The sequence below is a fragment of the Saccharothrix sp. BKS2 genome, from assembly GCF_047689505.1.
Lineage (GTDB): Bacteria > Actinomycetota > Actinomycetes > Mycobacteriales > Pseudonocardiaceae > Actinosynnema > Actinosynnema lopnurensis.
Window position 1 is genome coordinate 1 of record NZ_JAUQOL010000028.1, and the last position, 16,173, is coordinate 16,173.

The following is a 16,173-nucleotide window of genomic DNA, read 5'->3' on the forward strand; positions in this document are numbered from 1 at the left end:
CCGGACCTCGCCCCCCGGACCTCGCCCCCCGGACCTCGCCCCCCGGACCTCGCCCCCCGGACCTCGCCCCCCGGACCCCGGCGCCGTGGTTCCGGCACCGTCAGTGCGACTCGCGGCCGACCCCCGAACCGCTGGAGCCGAGCAGGAAGTCCAGGTCGGCCCCCGTGTCGGCCTGGAGGACGTGGTCGACGTAGAGGCGCTCCCAGCCGCGCCGGGGGTCGGCGAACCCGGCGACCGTGGCCGCGTCGGGCGTGCGCCGGGCCAGCTCCGCGTCGGACACCTCGACGTCGATGCGGCGGGCGGCCACGTCCAGGACGACGACGTCGCCGGTCCGCACCAGCGCCAGCGGACCCCCGGCGGCCGCCTCGGGGGTGACGTGCAGGACCACGGTGCCGTAGGCGGTGCCGCTCATCCGGCCGTCGCACACCCGGACCATGTCGCGCACCCCCCGTTCCAGGAGCTTCCGGGGCAGGGGCATGTTGGCCACCTCCGGCATCCCGGGGTAGCCCCGGGGCCCGCAGCCGCGCAGCACCAGCACCGAGTCGGCGTCCACGTCCAGGTCAGGGTCGTCCACGCGGGCCCGGAAGTCCTCGACGGAGTCGAACACGACCGCGCGGCCCCGGTGGCGCAGCAGGCCCGGCGACGCGGCGGCGGGCTTGATCAGCGCGCCCCGGGGCGCCAGGTTGCCGCGCAGCACCGCGATGCCGCCCTCCGCCACCAGCGGCGCGGCGCGGGGGCGGATCACCTCCGGGTCCCAGGTCGGGGCGTCGTCCAGGTAGTCGACCAGGGGCCTGCCCGTCACGGTCAGCGCGTCCGGGTCGAGCAGGTCCCGCACCTCCCGCAGCACGGCGAGCAGACCGCCGGCGCGGTGCAGGTCCTCCATCAGGAACCGCCCGGCGGGCAGCAGGTCCACCAGCACCGGCACGCGCGAGCCGACGCGGTCGAAGTCGTCGACGGTCAGCTCGATCCCGAGCCGCCCGGCGATGGCCAGCAGGTGCACCACGGCGTTGGTCGACCCGCCGATCGCGGCCAGCGCCACGATCGCGTTGCGGAACGACCCGGCGGTCAGGAAGGAGCTCGGCCGCCGGTCGGCGGCGATCAGGGACACCGCCAGCCGCCCGGTCTCGTGGGCGGCCTCCAGCAGGCGGCTGTCCGGCGCGGGCGTGCCGGCCACCCCGGGCACGACCACGCCCAGCGCCTCGGCGACCAGCGCCATGGTGGAGGCGGTGCCCATGGTGTTGCAGTGGCCCCGGCTGCGGATCATCGCGGACTCCGACCGGGTGAACTGCTCGACCGACAGCGTCCCCGCCCGGACCTCCTCCGACAGCCGCCACACGTCGGTGCCGCACCCCAGCGGCACGCCCCGGAACGTGCCGGTCAGCATCGGCCCGCCGGGCACCACCACGGCGGGCAGGTCGACCGACGCGGCGGCCATGAGCAGCGCCGGGATGGTCTTGTCGCAGCCGCCCAGCAGCACCACCCCGTCGACCGGGTTGGCCCGCAGCAGCTCCTCGGCGGCCATCGCGGCCAGGTTGCGCCACAGCATCGCGGTCGGCCGCACCTGGGTCTCGCCCAGCGACACGACCGGCAGCTCCAGCGCGACCCCGCCCGCCTCGTGGACGCCGGTCCGCACCGACCGGGCGACCTCGGTCAGGTGCGAGTTGCACGGCGTGAGGTCAGAGGCGGTGTTGGCGATCGCGACCTGCGGCCGGTCGAAGGCGTCGCCCGGCGCACCCCGCCGCATCCACGCCCGGTGGATGTAGGCGTCGCGGTCCCGACCCGCGTACCACCGCGCGCTGCGCAGCTCCATCCCCGACCGCCTCCTGTGCACTGGGTACGGTGATCCGGATGCCGGACAACCCCGAAGGTACGCACATGCCCGACGCCGCGACAGCACCCGACCGGCGGGCGGGACGCGGCCGCGCCGCGACGGGCGCCATGCGCGCCTTCGTGCTCACCGGACCGGGCGAGTTCGAGGTCCGGGACGTCCCGGTCCCGGTCGCCGTGCCCGGCGAGGTGGTCGTGGACGTCGAGCGGGTCGGCGTCTGCGGCACGGACGTCGAGTTCTTCACCGGCGAGATGGCCTACCTGCACGAGGGGCACTCCTCCTACCCGCTGCGGCCGGGGCACGAGTGGGCGGGCCGCGTGTCCGCGCTCGGCGACGGCGTGGACCCCGCCTGGCTCGGCCGGCGCGTCATGGGCGACACCATGATCGGCGACGGCTCCTGCCGCCGCTGCCGGCGCGGGCACCGGCACGTGTGCGAGCGGCGGCAGGAGGTCGGCATCCGCGACGGCCGCCCCGGCGCGCTCGCGGAGCGGCTGGCCGTGCCCGCCTCGTCGCTGCACGCCCTGCCCGACGCCGTGGACCCCGTGCTCGGCGCGCTGGTGGAACCGGGCGGCAACGCCCTGCGCGCGGCCCGCGCCGCGGCCGCCGGACCCGGCGACCGGGCCCTGGTCCTCGGACCGGGCACCATCGGCCTGCTGGTCGCGATGTTCCTGCGCGCCGCCGGGGCCGAGGTCCACCTCATGGGCGTCACCCCGGACTCCCTCGCGTTCGCCCGCTCCCTCGGCTTCGCCCACACCTGGACCGAGCACGACCTCCCGGACCTGCCGTTCGACGCGGTCGTGGACGCCTCGAACGCCCGGCACCTGCCCGCCCTGGCCCTCGACGTCGTCGAACCCGCCGGCCGCCTCGTCTACATCGGGCTGGCGGGCGCACCGAGCAGCGTCGACACCCGCACCCTGGCGCTCAAGGACGTCACCGCGGTCGGCGTCCTGTCCGCCTCGCCGGGACTGGCCGCCACCATCGACGCCTACGCCACCGGCGCGGTCGACCCGAGGCCGCTCGTCGCCGCCACCGTCGGCCTCGACCAGGTCGGCGCGGTGCTCGCCGGGCGGCGACCCGCCGGGGCCGGCCCCGGGCCCAAGGTCCACGTCGACCCCCGCCCGGCCTGACCGGTCGCGCCGAGCGGTCGGACTTCGCCGGGGAATATGGGTCGCGGCACCGCCCGCCGCCGCATAACTTCCTCCACGAGCAGAGGAGAACCGTGGAGCACATCAACAAGCGCCTGGTGAACTGGGCGTCCATCCTCGACCCCGGCACCCGCGAGCAGGCCGAGAAGACCTCGCGCATGCCGTTCATCCACCCGCACGTGGCCCTCATGCCCGACGCCCACCTGGGGAAGGGCGCCACCGTCGGCAGCGTCATCCCGACCCTGGGCGCGATCATCCCCGCCGCCGTCGGCGTCGACATCGGCTGCGGGATGATCGCCGTGCGCACCCAGTTCACCCGGGAAGACCTCCGCTCCCGCCCCCTCGCGCCGCTCCGCCAGGCCATCGAGAAGGCCGTGCCGCTCTCCGCGGGCAAGTACAACAACTCGCTCACCGACACCGCCCGCGAGCGCGTCGAGGCGCTCACCCGCAGCGCGGAGGAGGCCGGCTTCGACCCCGCCTCGTACGCGGGCAACTGGCAGCTCCAGCTCGGCACCCTGGGCAGCGGCAACCACTTCATCGAGGTGACCGTCGACGAGACCGACCAGGTGTGGCTGTTCCTGCACTCCGGCTCCCGCGGCGTCGGCAACAAGATCGCGCAGAAGCACATCGCCATCGCCCGGCAGCAGTGCGAGCGGCGCTGGATCGACCTGCCCGACCCGGACCTGGCCTACCTCGTCGAGGGCGAGGAGCAGTTCTGGCGCTACATCCGGGAGATGCGCTGGGCCCAGGAGTTCGCCTGGCTCAACCGCGAGGAGATGATGGACCGGGTGGTCGACCGCCTGTCCGACTGGATCGGCCAGGACGTGCGGCGGCTGGAAGTTTTGAATTGCCACCACAACTACACGGAGCAGGAGAAGCACTTCGGCAAGGACGTGTGGCTGTCCCGCAAGGGCGCCATCAACGCCGAGCGGGGCCGTCCCGGCCTCATCCCCGGCTCGATGGGCACCGCGTCCTACGTCGTGGTGGGCAAGGGCAACCCGGTCTCGCTCAACTCCTCGCCCCACGGCGCGGGTCGCGAGTACTCGCGGTCGCGGGCGCGGCGGACGTTCAGCCGGGCCGACCTGCGCAAGGCGATGGAGGGCATCGAGTACCGGGACACGGACGCGTTCATCGACGAGATCCCGGCCGCGTACAAGGACATCGACGTGGTGATGCGGGACGCCGAGGACCTGGTGGAGGTGCGCCACACCCTGCGGCAGGTGGTCAACGTGAAGGGCGACTGACGGGGGCCACCCGGCGGGGTGCCACCTTTGCGCAAGCTTTCGGCAACCCTTGACCCGCTGGAGGGCCTCGTCTGACGATCGTGCTCACCGCGCCGGCCGGCACGGACCCCGGGCTCCGTTCCCGGTCCGTGCCGGCCGCCGCGTCCCGCGTCCGGAAAGGACCCGTCGAGTGCGCCGATCCTCCCGAACCGCCCTGTCCCTCGCCGTCGTGCCCGTGGTGGCCGCCGGCCTCCTGCTCGCCGCCGGCCCCGCGCTGTCGGCCGCGCCGTTGCCGGACGCGGACGCCGCCGCGGCCCGCACCGGCACGACCCTGGCCGCCGCGGCGAACCTGACCGGTCGCTGGTTCGGCACCGCCGTGGCCGCGAACAAGCTGGCCGACCCCGTGTACGCGGGCATCCTGAACCGCGAGTTCGACGTGGTGACGCCCGAGAACGAGATGAAGCTCGACGCGACCGAGCCCAGGCAGGGCGAGTTCCACTTCACCAACGCCGACCGCATCGTGGACCACGCCCTGGCGCGCGGCGCGGAGGTCCGCGGGCACACCCTGCTGTGGCACTCGGGCCTGCCGGGGTGGTTGCAGGGCCTGAGCGGCACAGCGCTGCGCCAAGCGATGCTGAACCACGTCACCGGGGTCGTGACCCACTACCGGGGCAGGATCCACTCGTGGGACGTGGTGAACGAGGCGTTCGTCGACGGGACCTCGGGTCGGCGGCGCGACTCCTCCTTCCAGCGCACCGGGGACGACTGGATCGAGGCGGCGTTCCGGACCGCGCGGGCCGCCGACCCGGGCGCGAAGCTCTGCTACAACGACTACAACGTCGAGAGCTGGGCGCACGCGAAGACCCAGGCCGTGCACCGGATGGTCCGGGACTTCAGGGCGCGCGGCGTGCCCATCGACTGCGTCGGCCTCCAGTCGCACTTCGGCAGCGGCAACCCGGTGCCCGCCGACTTCCGGACCACGTTGCGCAACTTCGCCGACCTCGGCGTGGACGTGCAGATCACCGAACTGGACGTCGAGGGCTCCGGGCAGGCCCAGGCCGACGGCTACCGCCGGGTCGTCCGGGACTGCCTCTCGGTGCTGCGGTGCGCCGGCATCACCGTGTGGGGCATCCGCGACACCGACTCGTGGCGGGCCTCGGGGACACCGCTGCTGTTCGACGGCCGGGGTGAGGAGAAGCCCGCCTACTACTCCGTGCGGTCCGCGTTGCTGGGCGGTTGAGCGGCGGGTGGGCGGTTGAACGGCCGGAACGGGCCGTTGACGCCGTCAGCGGCCCGTTCCGGCGGCGACTACGCCGACGCCAGGCCCACCTTCAGCGCGCGGGCGATCCCCACCGCGCGGCGCGCCTGGAACGAGATCGCGTCCAGCTCCACCTGGCCGGGCGGGACCTGGCCGTTGTTGGACACGTGGCTGGCACCGTAGGGGTTGCCCGCCTGGAACTGGATCGGGTCGGCGTAGCCGGGCGGGACGATGACGCAGCCCCAGTGGTAGAAGGTGTTGTTGAGCGCGGTGATCGTGGTCTCCTGGCCGCCGTGCGCGGTGGCCGCCGAGGTGAACGAGGTCGCCACCTTGTTCACCAGCTTGCCCGCGCCCCACAGCGGGCCCGTGGTGTCCAGGAACTGCTTCAGCTGCGCGGCGGGCATGCCGAACCGGGTGGGCGCGCCGAAGATCAGCAGGTCGGCCCACTCCAGGTCGTCGAGGGTCGCCTCCGGGAGGTCCTGGGTCTGCTTGGCGTGGCTCGCCCAGCCCTGGTTGCTCGCGATGGCCTCCTCCGGGGCCAGCTCCCGCACCTTCCGCAGCCGCACCTCGGAACCGGCGTCCTCGGCGGCCTTGGCGGCGGCCTGGGCCATGGCGTGGACGCTGCCGGTGGCGGAGTAGTAGACGACCGCGGTCTTCAGGTCTGACATCGGCTCTCCCGGTTCGGCGTGGTGGGGGATCAGCGGGTGGCGTACCCGCTGGGGACCGGGCCTCACCTCCACCCGGGAATTCGGCCCGATCGGGTCATCGCTGTCGAAAGTTTGCGAAACTATTCTCGACCTTTAACCGATGAAACTCACCTTGGCGACCCGCACTGGAGTGCATCGATTCAGCCTTGTGGAACGTCGTGGCTGCTCAAGCTGGTTATTGTCTTTCGCGCTCGCATCGATACTATCGCTGCCATGTGCCGATTGACGATGGCCAGCGCCGCGACCACGGCAGGGGTTCGGTCCGCCGCGGTGACCGGGGTCGCCCACCGCCGGTGCCACGTCGGCCCGTCGACCGGGTGGCGCCCGCGCGAACCCGGGTCGGCGCCGCTGGTGGAACTCGTCCTGCCCGCGCTGAACAGCTCCTGGGCCATGGAGCTCATGCGCGGCGTGGTGGACTCCGGGCTGGACGTGGTGATGTCCTCGCCGGCCGGCCGCGGCCCGTCGCCGGTCACCGGCCTCGTCGAGGCGCGCCGGGCCGGCGTGCTGCTGGTGCTGTGCCCGCTCGACCCCGCCGAGCGGCGCGTGTTCGCCCGCGCCCGGATGCCGGTGGTGCTCATCGACCCCGTCGATGTCGCGGACCCCGCGCTGCCGAGCGTCGCCGCCGCCAACCGGGAGGGCGGCGTGATGGCCGCCAAGCACCTGCTGTCGCTCGGGCACCGGCGCGTCGGCGTCGTCGGCGGCCCGCGCGACGTGCTGTGCAGCACCGCCCGCCTCGACGGGTTCCGCGCCGCCCTGGCCCGCGCCGGGGCGGGACCGGACGCCGCGCTGGTGCGCCACGCCGACTTCACCCGCGAGGGCGGTTACCGGGAGGCGCGCGAACTGCTGGCCTCGCCCCGGCGGCCCACGGCCGTCTTCGCGGCCAACGACGAACAGGCGCTCGGGGTGATCGACGCGGCCCGCGCGGCGGGGCTGTCGGTGCCCGGCGACCTGAGCGTCATCGGGTTCGACGACCTGCCCGCGGCCGGGCGCTCCTCGCCGGCGCTGAGCACCGTCCGCCAGCCGCTCGGTGAGATGGGGCGGCGCGCGGGGTGGTTGCTGGGGGACCTGATCGAGGGGCGGGAACCCGCGGTCGGGCGTGTCGAGCTGGCCACGGAGCTGGTGGTGCGGTCCTCGACCGGGCCGGTCGTGACGCGCCGGTCGTGACGCGCCGGTCGTGACGGGCCGGTCGTGACGCGCCGGTCGTGACGCGGTGGCGCGGGCTGCCGCTCCCCGCGGCACAGCGTTCCGGGTGTTGCCGGGCACGGGGCCCGGCCGGTGGGAGGGAATTCCATGAGCACCATGCGCGCCGTCGTCCAGGACGCGTTCGGCGGTCCCGACGTGCTGCGGGTGGCCGACGTGCCGAAGCCCGCGCCGCTGCCGACGGAGGTGCTGGTCCGCGTGGTCTCCGCCGGGGTGAACCCGGTCGACCACAAGACCCGGGGCGGCGGCGGGATGGCGGGGGTCCTCGGCGAGCCGCCGTTCACCGTGGGCTGGGACGTCTCCGGGGTGGTCGAGGAGGTCGGCTTCGGGGTGCACGCGCTGGAGGTCGGCGACGAGGTCTACGGGATGCCGTGGTTCCCGCGCGCCGCCGGCGGCTACGCCGAGTACGTCACCGCGCCCTCCCGGCAGTTCGCGCGCAAGCCGAAGACCCTCGACCACGACGCGGCGGCCGCGGTGCCGCTGGCCGCGCTCACCGCCTGGCAGGTCCTGGTGGACACCGCCGACGTGCGCGCCGGCCAACGGGTGCTGGTCCACGCCGCCGCCGGGGGAGTGGGCCACTTCGCCGTCCAGCTCGCCAGGCACCTGGGCGCGCACGTCATCGGCACCGCCCGCGCCGACAAGCACGGGTGGCTGCGCGAACTCGGCGCGGACGAGGTGGTCGACTACACCGCCACCCGCTTCGAGGACGCGGTCCGGGACGTGGACGTGGTGGTGGACCTGGTCGGTGACGAGGTCGACGACACCGGCACCCGCTCCCTGTCCACCCTGGCGCCCGGCGGGCTGCTGGTCGCGGTGCCCGGCGGGGCGTCGCCCGAACTGGTCGGGGCGGCGCGGGAGCGGGGCGTGCGGGCCCGGTCGTTCCTGGTCGAGCCGGACGGCGCGGCGCTGACCGAACTGGCCGGGCTGATCGACCGGGGCGTGGTCCGGGTCGAGGTGGCCGAGGTGCTGCCGCTGGAGCAGGCCGCGCGGGCGCACGAACTGCTGGGCGGTGGGCGCGTGCGGGGCAAGCTCGTGCTGCGGGTGGCCCCCTGACCGGTCAACGCCGCCCCAGCACGGTCATCCGCTCCAGCTCCAGCCGCCCGCCGGTCACCCGCACGCCGATCGCGGGTGACCAGCCCTCGACCCGCGCCGGGTCGACCGCGGTGCCGAACGGGACCTCGCGCAGTCCCCGCCACCGGCCCCCGTGCTCGACCCAGCCGGTCATCACGCCCCCGTCGAACACGACCGCGAACCGGTCCCCGGGCGTCCACGTCACGTTCGCGCAGCAGCCGCCGGCGGCGTCACCCCGGTCGCGGCCCCCGACCCGGACGTCGGCGGCCGAGGTGCGGAAGTGGTGGTTGTACCAGGCCGGCACGAGGTCGTCCGGGCCGTTCGCGCGGCCGAGCAGGACGCTGTCCTCCGGCGCGGCCCCGGCGAACGACCGGGGTTCCAGCACCACGGCCAGGTCGCCCGGCGGCGCGGTGACCGGGGCGGCGAGCACGGCGGCGGACTGCCGCAGCGCCTCGACCACCAGCGCACCGCCCTCCGTGCGCGGGTCGGGCACCGGTTCGCCGAAGCGGGCCCCGACCCGGTACGCGCCGAGCGGGCCGTCGAACCGGTCGTCCCACACCGGGGTGGTGAAGTCGGCCGGGTCGAACACCGCCTCGGCGTGCACCAGGTCGGCGGTGTCGCGACCGTCCGGCGGGAGCGTGGGGACCACCAGCCGCAGGGGTGCCCGCTGCCCCAGCGCGACGTCCGCGGGCACGTGCAGCCGCCAGCGCGGCTCCACCGGCCGGTCGGGTGCGACCGCCAGGTCGCCGGAGGGCCCGAGGGGTTCCGCCCGCCGGCCCCGGGGCACCGGCAACGCGGGCCGGACGGTCAGCGGACCGCTCGCGCGCACCTCCGCGACGACCTCGGTGACGAGTCCCGGCCGCACGCGCAGCGCCCCGTCGTCGTCCGCGCGCAGCCGGGCGGTGACCCGGGGGTCCTCGGCGCGCCACGACTGGAGCCCGGTGATGCCGACCGCGCCGCCGTCCGCGCGCGACGGCCGCACCCGCAGCCCGTCGGTCGGCACCGGGGGCGACACCAGCACCCGGTGGACCCGGCCGCGCTCGGGCGTGCGCGGTGTCCTGACCTGCCCCGGCACCTCGGCCCACTCGCCCGCGGGGGTGCGGTACTGGAGGTCGTAGGCGTCCGGGGTGCGCACCCCGCCGCCGTCGTCGTAGAAGGAGATCCGCACGTCGGAGACCGGCGTCGGCGCGCCCAGGTCCACCGCCAGCCAGTCCTGCCGGTCGGGGCTGCCGTAGCTGGTCCAGCGGGTGGACGGGACGTCGAGGTGGAAGTCCTGGCCGTCGACGGCGTCCGCGGGCGAGTCGGCGTGCCAGGTGTGGGAGGCCGACGCCGCCGGGTGGCCGGTCCCGGCGACGTTCGCCAGGTCGTCCACCAGCGGCACGGCCGCGACCCGCCGCGCCGGGCCCACCCGCACGTCGGCGGGGCGCAGGTCCGCCTGGTGGTGCACGAGCTGCCCGTCCACCCACACGCGCAGGCCCGCTCCCCGGTGGTAGGTGTCGCCGTCCCGGTCCCACACCACGGTCAGGTTGCGCCCGTGGTACGGGGCGTTCTCCACGGCGAAGTGGTCCCAGTCCGCCGGGACCAGCGGCGAGATCCGCACCTGCTCGCCGGTGCGCGGCCGGACGCCCAGCAGCCCGGACAGCACCAGGTCGTTGAACGTCGAGTGGTTGTAGTCCTCGCTGTGCCCCCGGCCGTCGTAGAGCCAGCGGTCCTCGTCCGGGTGGTGCGCCTCGGCCACGTACGGCCGGCCGTCCTTGCGCTGGGTCAGCGCGTACCCGCGCAGCACGTCGTAGTAGTCCTGCCGGTCCACGTAAGGCTGGGGCGGGTAGTCGGTGAGCAGGTTCGCCATCGCGGTCAGCGCCTGGCTGGTGGCGTACGGCCAGCTCGGTCCCGACCACCGGCAGCAGCCCACGAGCGCGTCGTGCATGAACCACGGGCTGCGGCGCTCCACCGTGGTCGGGCCGAACCGCGCGGCGAAGCCCATCGGGTCGGTCAGCTGCGCCCACGCCGGGGCGGCGCTCGGCGGGGCCATGCGGAAGTACCAGGGCACGAACCCGATCTGCTCGCGGTCGGGGACCGCGGTCCGGTCGTCGCGCATGACGTGCCGGTAGAACTGCTCGTCGGCACTCCACAGGTGCTTGTCCACATTGGACTGAAGTGCGCGGGCCGCCTCCTCGTACCGGGCGGCGGCCTGCTGGTCGCCGGACCGGCCACGTGACCGCAGCAGCTCGGCGATGGCCACCGCGTCGCCGAACTGGTAGGCGTTGATGGTCGGCCGGAAGCCGTCGCCGCCGTGGTACGGGTCGTCGCTCTGGTAGGCGCTCGCGGTGTACTCCATCGCGTCCCACACCGGGACCTGCCAGTACAGGCCCAGGTCGCGGTCGAACTGCGGCGCCCACGCGGCCCACTGCCGCTCCAGCTCCGGCAGCCGGTCCACGGCGAAGTCCCACCGGCCGTCCACCCGGGCGCGGGCCACCACCGCGTCGGCGGCCCAGAACGAGTACTGGTGGGCCCAGTCGGTGGTGTGCTCGTTGAGGAAGTCGGTGGCGGGCTTGGGTCCCGCGCCGCTGCCCCGCAGCCAGTAGTCCAGGTAATCGTCGAGGTAGCGGCTGTCGCGCAGCCAGCGGCCCTCGTAGACGTGGTGCCCGGCGGCGGCCACGATCCCGCCGCCGGGGGCGGAGTAGCCCACCGGGCCGAGGAACTCGGAGACGATCCACCCGTCCTCGGGGCCGGTGTACTTGAGGGCTTCCTTGTAGGTGCGCCAGCGGTAGTAGTAGGTGTCCTCGATCTCGGCGTCGGGCAGGTCGACGAACGGGATGTTCGCCTCGTACCAGTCCGGTTCCACGAAACCGGCCAGCTTCGCCCCGTGGTCGAACAGCGCCGTGCCCGCGCCCACCGGCGGGTACATCGGGTACGGCTCGGCGGCGGGTGCGGGCGTCGGCGCGGCTGCGACGGGCGTGGTCGCGCCGGTGATCAGCGCGACGGCGAGGAGGACGGCTCCGGGACGGCGGAAGGGCGGCACGGGCGGCTCCCGTTCTTCGTCGGGGCGGCGCCGACGGGGGCTCGTGGGTGCGCCACCCCGCGCCGTCACCGGTGAGATGTTTCTAGCCCACTTTTCCAACGTTGTAAATATGCGCGGAGCACACTGGGCCACCGACCGGTCACCGCCGCTGCCACCGTCGCTGCCGACGCGGCATCGCCGCCGGGCGCAGCTGCCGCTTCGGCCGCACCTCGGTCACCCGCCGGCCGCTCCCGGCGACGCACAGCGAACCGCTGTGGACCAGGACGTCTCAGGACGACGGCACCGGCCCCCGCTCGGTCAGCGCGGTCCCCTCGACGTCCAGCGAGGGCAGCCGGTGCAGCCAACGGGGCAGCCACCACGCGGCTCCGCCCAGCAGCGCCAGCGCGGCCGGCACGACGACCAGGCGCACCACGACGGCGTCGAACAGCACGCCGGTGGCCAGGCCGAACGCGATCGGCTTGATCGCGCCGTCGCCCTCGGGCACGAACCCGGCGAACACGGAGAACATGATCGCCGCCGCCGCGACCACGACGGGCGCGGCCTGGCGGAACCCGGTCACCACCGCGGCGCGGGGCTCGGCCCCGTGCGCGTGGGCCTCGTGCATCCGGGAGACCAGGAACACCTGGTAGTCCATCGCCAGGCCGAACAGGATGCCGACGACGATGATCGGGGACAGGCTCATCAGCGGGCCGGTGCCGTCCGCCCGGACCACGTCGGCCAGCCACCCCCACTGGAACACGGCCGTGGTCGCGCCCAGGGCCGCGCCGGTGGTCAGCAGGAAGCCCAGCACGCCGACCACGGGCACCGGGATGGAGCGGAACACCAGGACCAGCAGGACCAGCGCGAGGCCCACGACCAGCACCAGGTAGACCGGCAGGGCCCGGTCGAGCTGGTGGGAGACGTCGATGCTGACCGCGGTGGTGCCCGTGACGTACACGCGGGCCCCGTCGGTGTCGGGGATCCGGTCGCGCAGCGCGTGCACCAGGTCCTCGGTGGCCCGGTCGTCGGGCGCGGAGGACGGGACGACGGTGATCAGCGCGGCCGACCCGTCGGCGTCGACCTGCGGAGGGGTCGTCAGGGACACGTCGGGCAGGGCGGCGGCCTGCTCGCGCACCTCGGCGGACCTCGCCGCGGCGTCGGGCCCGTCGACCAGCACCAGCAGGGGACCGGTGAAGCCGGGGCCGAAGTGGTCGGAGACCAGCCGGTCGGCGCGGGCCTGCGTGGTGTCGTCGGCCGGGTGCTGGATCAGCGAGGTGCGCATGGACAGCACCGGGATCGCGACCACGCCGAGCGCGACGACGGCGACCAGCAGGCTCGTCCAGCGGTGGCGGGTCACCGTGGTCGCCCAGCCGCGGTAGAAGCCGCGGTCGCGCGGCTCGGCGGGCTCCCGGCGGGCACCGCGCGGCAGCGCGCGCGAGCCGACGAACCCCAGCACCGCCGGGACCAGGGTGACCGCGACCAGGACGGCGATGACCACCGTGCCCGCGGCGGCCAGGCCCATCTCGGCCAGGAACGGGATGCCGGTCACCGCCAGCCCGCACAGCGCGATCACCACGGTCAGTCCCGCGGTGACCACGGCCGACCCGGCGGTGCCGACCGCCGTGGCCGCCGCCTCCGCCACCGGCCGACCGGCCCGCAGCTCGTGCCGGTGCCGGGTGACGATGAACAGCGCGTAGTCGATGCCCACGGCCAGGCCGAGCATCACCGCCAGGATCGGCGTGGTCGACTGGAGCTGCACCACGCCGGTGAGCGCGGTGATGCCCAGCGCCCCGACGCCGACGCCCACGACCGCGGTCAGCAGGTTCATGCCCGCGGTGACCAGGGAGCCGTAGGTGATCGCCAGCACCACCAGCGCCACGACCACGCCGACGGCCTCGGCCGGCCCGCCGACCGCGACGGGCTCCTGGGTGGCCTCACCGCGCACCTCGACGTCCAACCCGCCGTCGCGCGCGCGGCCGACCGCGTCCAGCAGCGCCGCGCGCTCGTCGTCGGTGATCTCGGGGGCGGGCGCGGTGTAGGAGACGGTGCTGTAGGCCGCGCGCCGGTCGGCCGAGACCACCGGTGAGGCCGGGTCGAGGGGGTTGCTCGCCGACCCGACGCCGGGCAGCCGCGCCAGCTCGCCCACCAGCGCGGTCACCTGCCGGGCCGTGGCCGGGTCGGTGATCGCGCCGCCGTCCGGCGCGCGCACGACCACCTGGGCCTCGGCGCCCGAGGACGTCTCGCCGAACCGCTCGGTCACGATGTTCAGCGCCGTGGTCGACTCCTGGCCAGGGATCTCGAACGTGCTGACGGTGTCGTCGGTCAGCACGGCGGCGGCCGCGCCGACGCCGAGCAGCACGAGCAGCCAGGCCGCGACCACCACACCCCGGCGGCGGACCGACGCGAGCCCGAGGCGGTGCAGCAGAGTTGCCATGATCAGGTCCGTTCCGGCGGCGGCGGGCGCCCGTTCGCTCCCGTGGGGACGTCCTCGGGGCGCGATCGCCGTTGGTCTGTCCGGACCCGGGTTGCCGACCGGGCCGGTCGAAAACCGCCCGCGCGGGTGGTCTACCGGGGCCGCGGACCCAGCAGCGCGGTTGACGCGCGCACCGCGACGTCGGCGACCTCGCGCATCCGCCTGCCGCTCTCGGTGGTGGTGGCGCTCAGCTCGCGCAGCCCGCCCAGCAGCATGACGGCGAGCTCCCGCGACACCGGCTCGACCCCGAGGTCCCGCCACCGCTCGGTGCCGCTCAGCTCCTGGACCATGACGATGAACGCCTCCATCGCGTCGTGCTGCAACCGGCGCGCGGCGGGGCCGAGGGCGGGCACGTCGCGGATCCAGCTGACCACGAGGGCGGGCGCGGCCTCGACGCAGCCGATCCACGCCTCCACCGCCTGCCGCACCTGCGCGTCCCACGGCGCGGTCGGGTCCACGGCGGCGGAGATCCGGCGGACCATGTTCGCGGTGGTGTCGGCGAGGAGGGCGGCGAAGCACGCCTCCTTGTCGGGGAAGTGCTGGTAGAAGGTGCGGCGGGAGGTGCGCGCGTGCGCCACCACGTCCGCGACCGTGGTGGCGCGGTAGCCGTCTCGGGCGATGCACGCGGCCAGGCCGTCGAGCAGTCGCCTGCGGTAGCCGGTGGCCCGGTCGTCCTCGCCCGGGTCTGCCTCGCCCGCGCTCGGGTCTGCGACACCTGCGCCGGCCACACCCGGCCCCGCCACACCCGGCCCGGCCACACCCGGCCCCGCCGTGGTCGCCTCCTGCACGCCGTCCTCCGTCCAGCCCCTTGTGAGGCATGGTACGCCAGCGTACCGTCACCCTGGTACGCCAACGTACCAACGAAGAGGTGCCGGTCGATGACGTCGAAAGTCCTCCCGCCCGGCCCCACCGTCCCCCGCGCGGTGCAGGGCGCCTACGCCCTGACGGTCCCCGGTCGCGGCCTGAGGCAGATGCGCGAGCGCTACGGCGACGCCTTCTCGGTCAACGTGCCGATCTTCGGCCACGCCCTGGTCCTCGCCAACACCGCCGAGATCAAGCAGCTGTTCCTGAGCCGCTCCGGGGCGGTGGAGAACATCCAGCCGAACCTGGGCCGCGTGCTCGGTCCGGGCTCGTTCTTCGCGCTCGTCGGCGAGGAGCACCACAAGCAGCGCAAACTGCTCGTGCCCCCGTTCCACGGCCGTAGGCTCGCGGCGTTCGAGCGGATCGTCGAGGAGGAGGCGGCGCGCGAGCTGGCGACGTGGCCGCGCGACCGGGCGTTCGCCACCCTGCCGTCGATGATGCGCATCACCCTCAACGCCATCCTGCGCGCGGTCTTCGGCGCGGAGGGCGCCGAGCTCGACCGCCTGCGCGCGCTCCTGCCGCGCATGGTCGCCCTCGGCTCCCGCCTGGCCACCCTCCCGTTCCCGCGCGGCGGCGCGGGCCCCTGGGGCTGGTTCCGGCGGATGCGCCGCCGGTACGACGAGATCGTCGACCGGCTGATCACCCGGGCGTCCCACGACGACCACCTGGACGACCGCGACGACGTGCTGGCCCTGCTGGTCCAGAGCCGCTACGACGACGGCTCCCCGCTCGGCCGCGCCCAGATCGCCGACCAGCTGCTGACCCTGCTCAGCGCCGGGCACGAGACCACCGCGACGACCCTCGCCTGGGCGGTGGAACGGCTCCGCCGCCACCCCGACGTGCTGCGCGGGCTGGTCGAGGAGTCCGACGCGGGCGGCCGGGCGCTGCGCGACGCGACCCTGCTGGAGGTCCAGCGCACCCGCCCGGTCATCGACCTCGTCGGCCGCCAGGTCAGGGCGGAGAGCTTCCGGCTGGGCCGCTGGACGCTGCCGCGCGGGCAGAACGTCCTCGTCGCCATCTCGCTCGTGCACGAGGACGAGTCGGTCTTCCCGAACGCCCGCGCCTTCGACCCGACCCGCTTCCTCGACGCGAAGCCCGACCTGTACGAGTGGATCCCCTTCGGCGGCGGCACCCGGCGCTGCATCGGGGCCGCCTTCGCGACCATGGAGATGGACGTCGTGCTGCGCACCCTGCTGCGCGACTTCCACCTGGAGCCGACCGACGAGCGCGACGAGCGGTGGTACTCGCGCGGGGTCGCCAGCGCGCCGGGCCGGGGAGGGCGCGCGGTGGTCCGGCGGCGCGACCGGCACCCCCGCCCCGCGCCGCCGACCCGCGACAGCGCGAGTCGCTGACGCCACCGAGGCGCACCCGGGCCGCGATCCTCCGCTCGTCGGTTCCCACCGCGT

The 16,173-nt window shown here is 74.9% G+C and carries 11 protein-coding genes; 6 read left to right on the forward strand and 5 right to left on the reverse strand.

The genetic code is table 11. From position 1 onward, the window contains the following. Positions 1–100: 100 nt before the first annotated feature. On the reverse strand, positions 101–1,810 hold the full coding sequence (locus tag Q5530_RS36675) for a dihydroxy-acid dehydratase (protein WP_415367512.1): 1,710 nt from the start codon (positions 1,808–1,810) through the stop codon (positions 101–103). A gap of 128 nt (positions 1,811–1,938) precedes the next feature. Here Q5530_RS36675 and Q5530_RS36680 point away from each other — a divergent pair, with 128 nt between their 5' ends. From Q5530_RS36680 to Q5530_RS36690, 3 genes are all read left to right on the forward strand, one after another. Continuing rightward, positions 1,939–2,955, forward strand: a complete 1,017-nt coding sequence (locus tag Q5530_RS36680; protein ID WP_380639094.1) for a zinc-dependent alcohol dehydrogenase — start codon at positions 1,939–1,941, stop codon at positions 2,953–2,955. A 92-nt stretch (positions 2,956–3,047) separates the two neighbouring features. After that, the gene (locus tag Q5530_RS36685) at positions 3,048–4,217 is read left to right on the forward strand and encodes an RtcB family protein (RefSeq protein WP_415367513.1); all 1,170 of its coding nucleotides are present in this window, start codon (positions 3,048–3,050) and stop codon (positions 4,215–4,217) included. Positions 4,218–4,386: 169 nt separating this feature from the next. Next, the gene (locus tag Q5530_RS36690) at positions 4,387–5,436 is read left to right on the forward strand and encodes an endo-1,4-beta-xylanase (protein ID WP_415367515.1); all 1,050 of its coding nucleotides are present in this window, start codon (positions 4,387–4,389) and stop codon (positions 5,434–5,436) included. A gap of 68 nt (positions 5,437–5,504) precedes the next feature. Here Q5530_RS36690 and wrbA read toward each other — a convergent pair whose 3' ends face one another. After that, complete coding sequence (gene wrbA / locus Q5530_RS36695; RefSeq protein ID WP_415367516.1) at positions 5,505–6,122, reverse strand: NAD(P)H:quinone oxidoreductase; 618 nt, start codon at positions 6,120–6,122, stop codon at positions 5,505–5,507. A gap of 252 nt (positions 6,123–6,374) precedes the next feature. On the opposite strand from wrbA, the gene Q5530_RS36700 reads away from it, so the two are divergent. Together Q5530_RS36700 and Q5530_RS36705 are read left to right on the forward strand one after the other, a co-directional pair. Beyond that, positions 6,375–7,325: a substrate-binding domain-containing protein gene (locus Q5530_RS36700; RefSeq protein ID WP_415367517.1), complete on the forward strand. Its 951-nt coding sequence runs from the start codon at positions 6,375–6,377 to the stop codon at positions 7,323–7,325. Between the two features lie 135 nt (positions 7,326–7,460). Then, positions 7,461–8,414: an NADP-dependent oxidoreductase gene (locus Q5530_RS36705; RefSeq protein WP_415367565.1), complete on the forward strand. Its 954-nt coding sequence runs from the start codon at positions 7,461–7,463 to the stop codon at positions 8,412–8,414. A gap of 4 nt (positions 8,415–8,418) precedes the next feature. On the opposite strand, the gene Q5530_RS36710 is transcribed toward Q5530_RS36705, so the two are convergent. The 3 genes from Q5530_RS36710 to Q5530_RS36720 all read right to left on the reverse strand — a co-directional run bounded on the left by Q5530_RS36710 (position 8,419) and on the right by Q5530_RS36720 (position 14,694). Continuing rightward, positions 8,419–11,454, reverse strand: coding sequence for a discoidin domain-containing protein (locus Q5530_RS36710; protein ID WP_415367519.1), 3,036 nt, complete (start codon positions 11,452–11,454; stop codon positions 8,419–8,421). Positions 11,455–11,722: 268 nt separating this feature from the next. Next, positions 11,723–13,867 (reverse strand): MMPL family transporter, encoded by a 2,145-nt coding sequence (locus Q5530_RS36715; protein ID WP_415367520.1) that lies wholly within the window; start codon positions 13,865–13,867, stop codon positions 11,723–11,725. Between the two features lie 131 nt (positions 13,868–13,998). Further along, the gene (locus Q5530_RS36720) at positions 13,999–14,694 is read right to left on the reverse strand and encodes a TetR/AcrR family transcriptional regulator (protein WP_415367521.1); all 696 of its coding nucleotides are present in this window, start codon (positions 14,692–14,694) and stop codon (positions 13,999–14,001) included. A 90-nt stretch (positions 14,695–14,784) separates the two neighbouring features. Between Q5530_RS36720 and Q5530_RS36725 the strand changes: the two genes are divergently transcribed. After that, positions 14,785–16,119: a cytochrome P450 gene (locus Q5530_RS36725; RefSeq protein WP_415367523.1), complete on the forward strand. Its 1,335-nt coding sequence runs from the start codon at positions 14,785–14,787 to the stop codon at positions 16,117–16,119. Positions 16,120–16,173 lie beyond the last annotated feature (54 nt).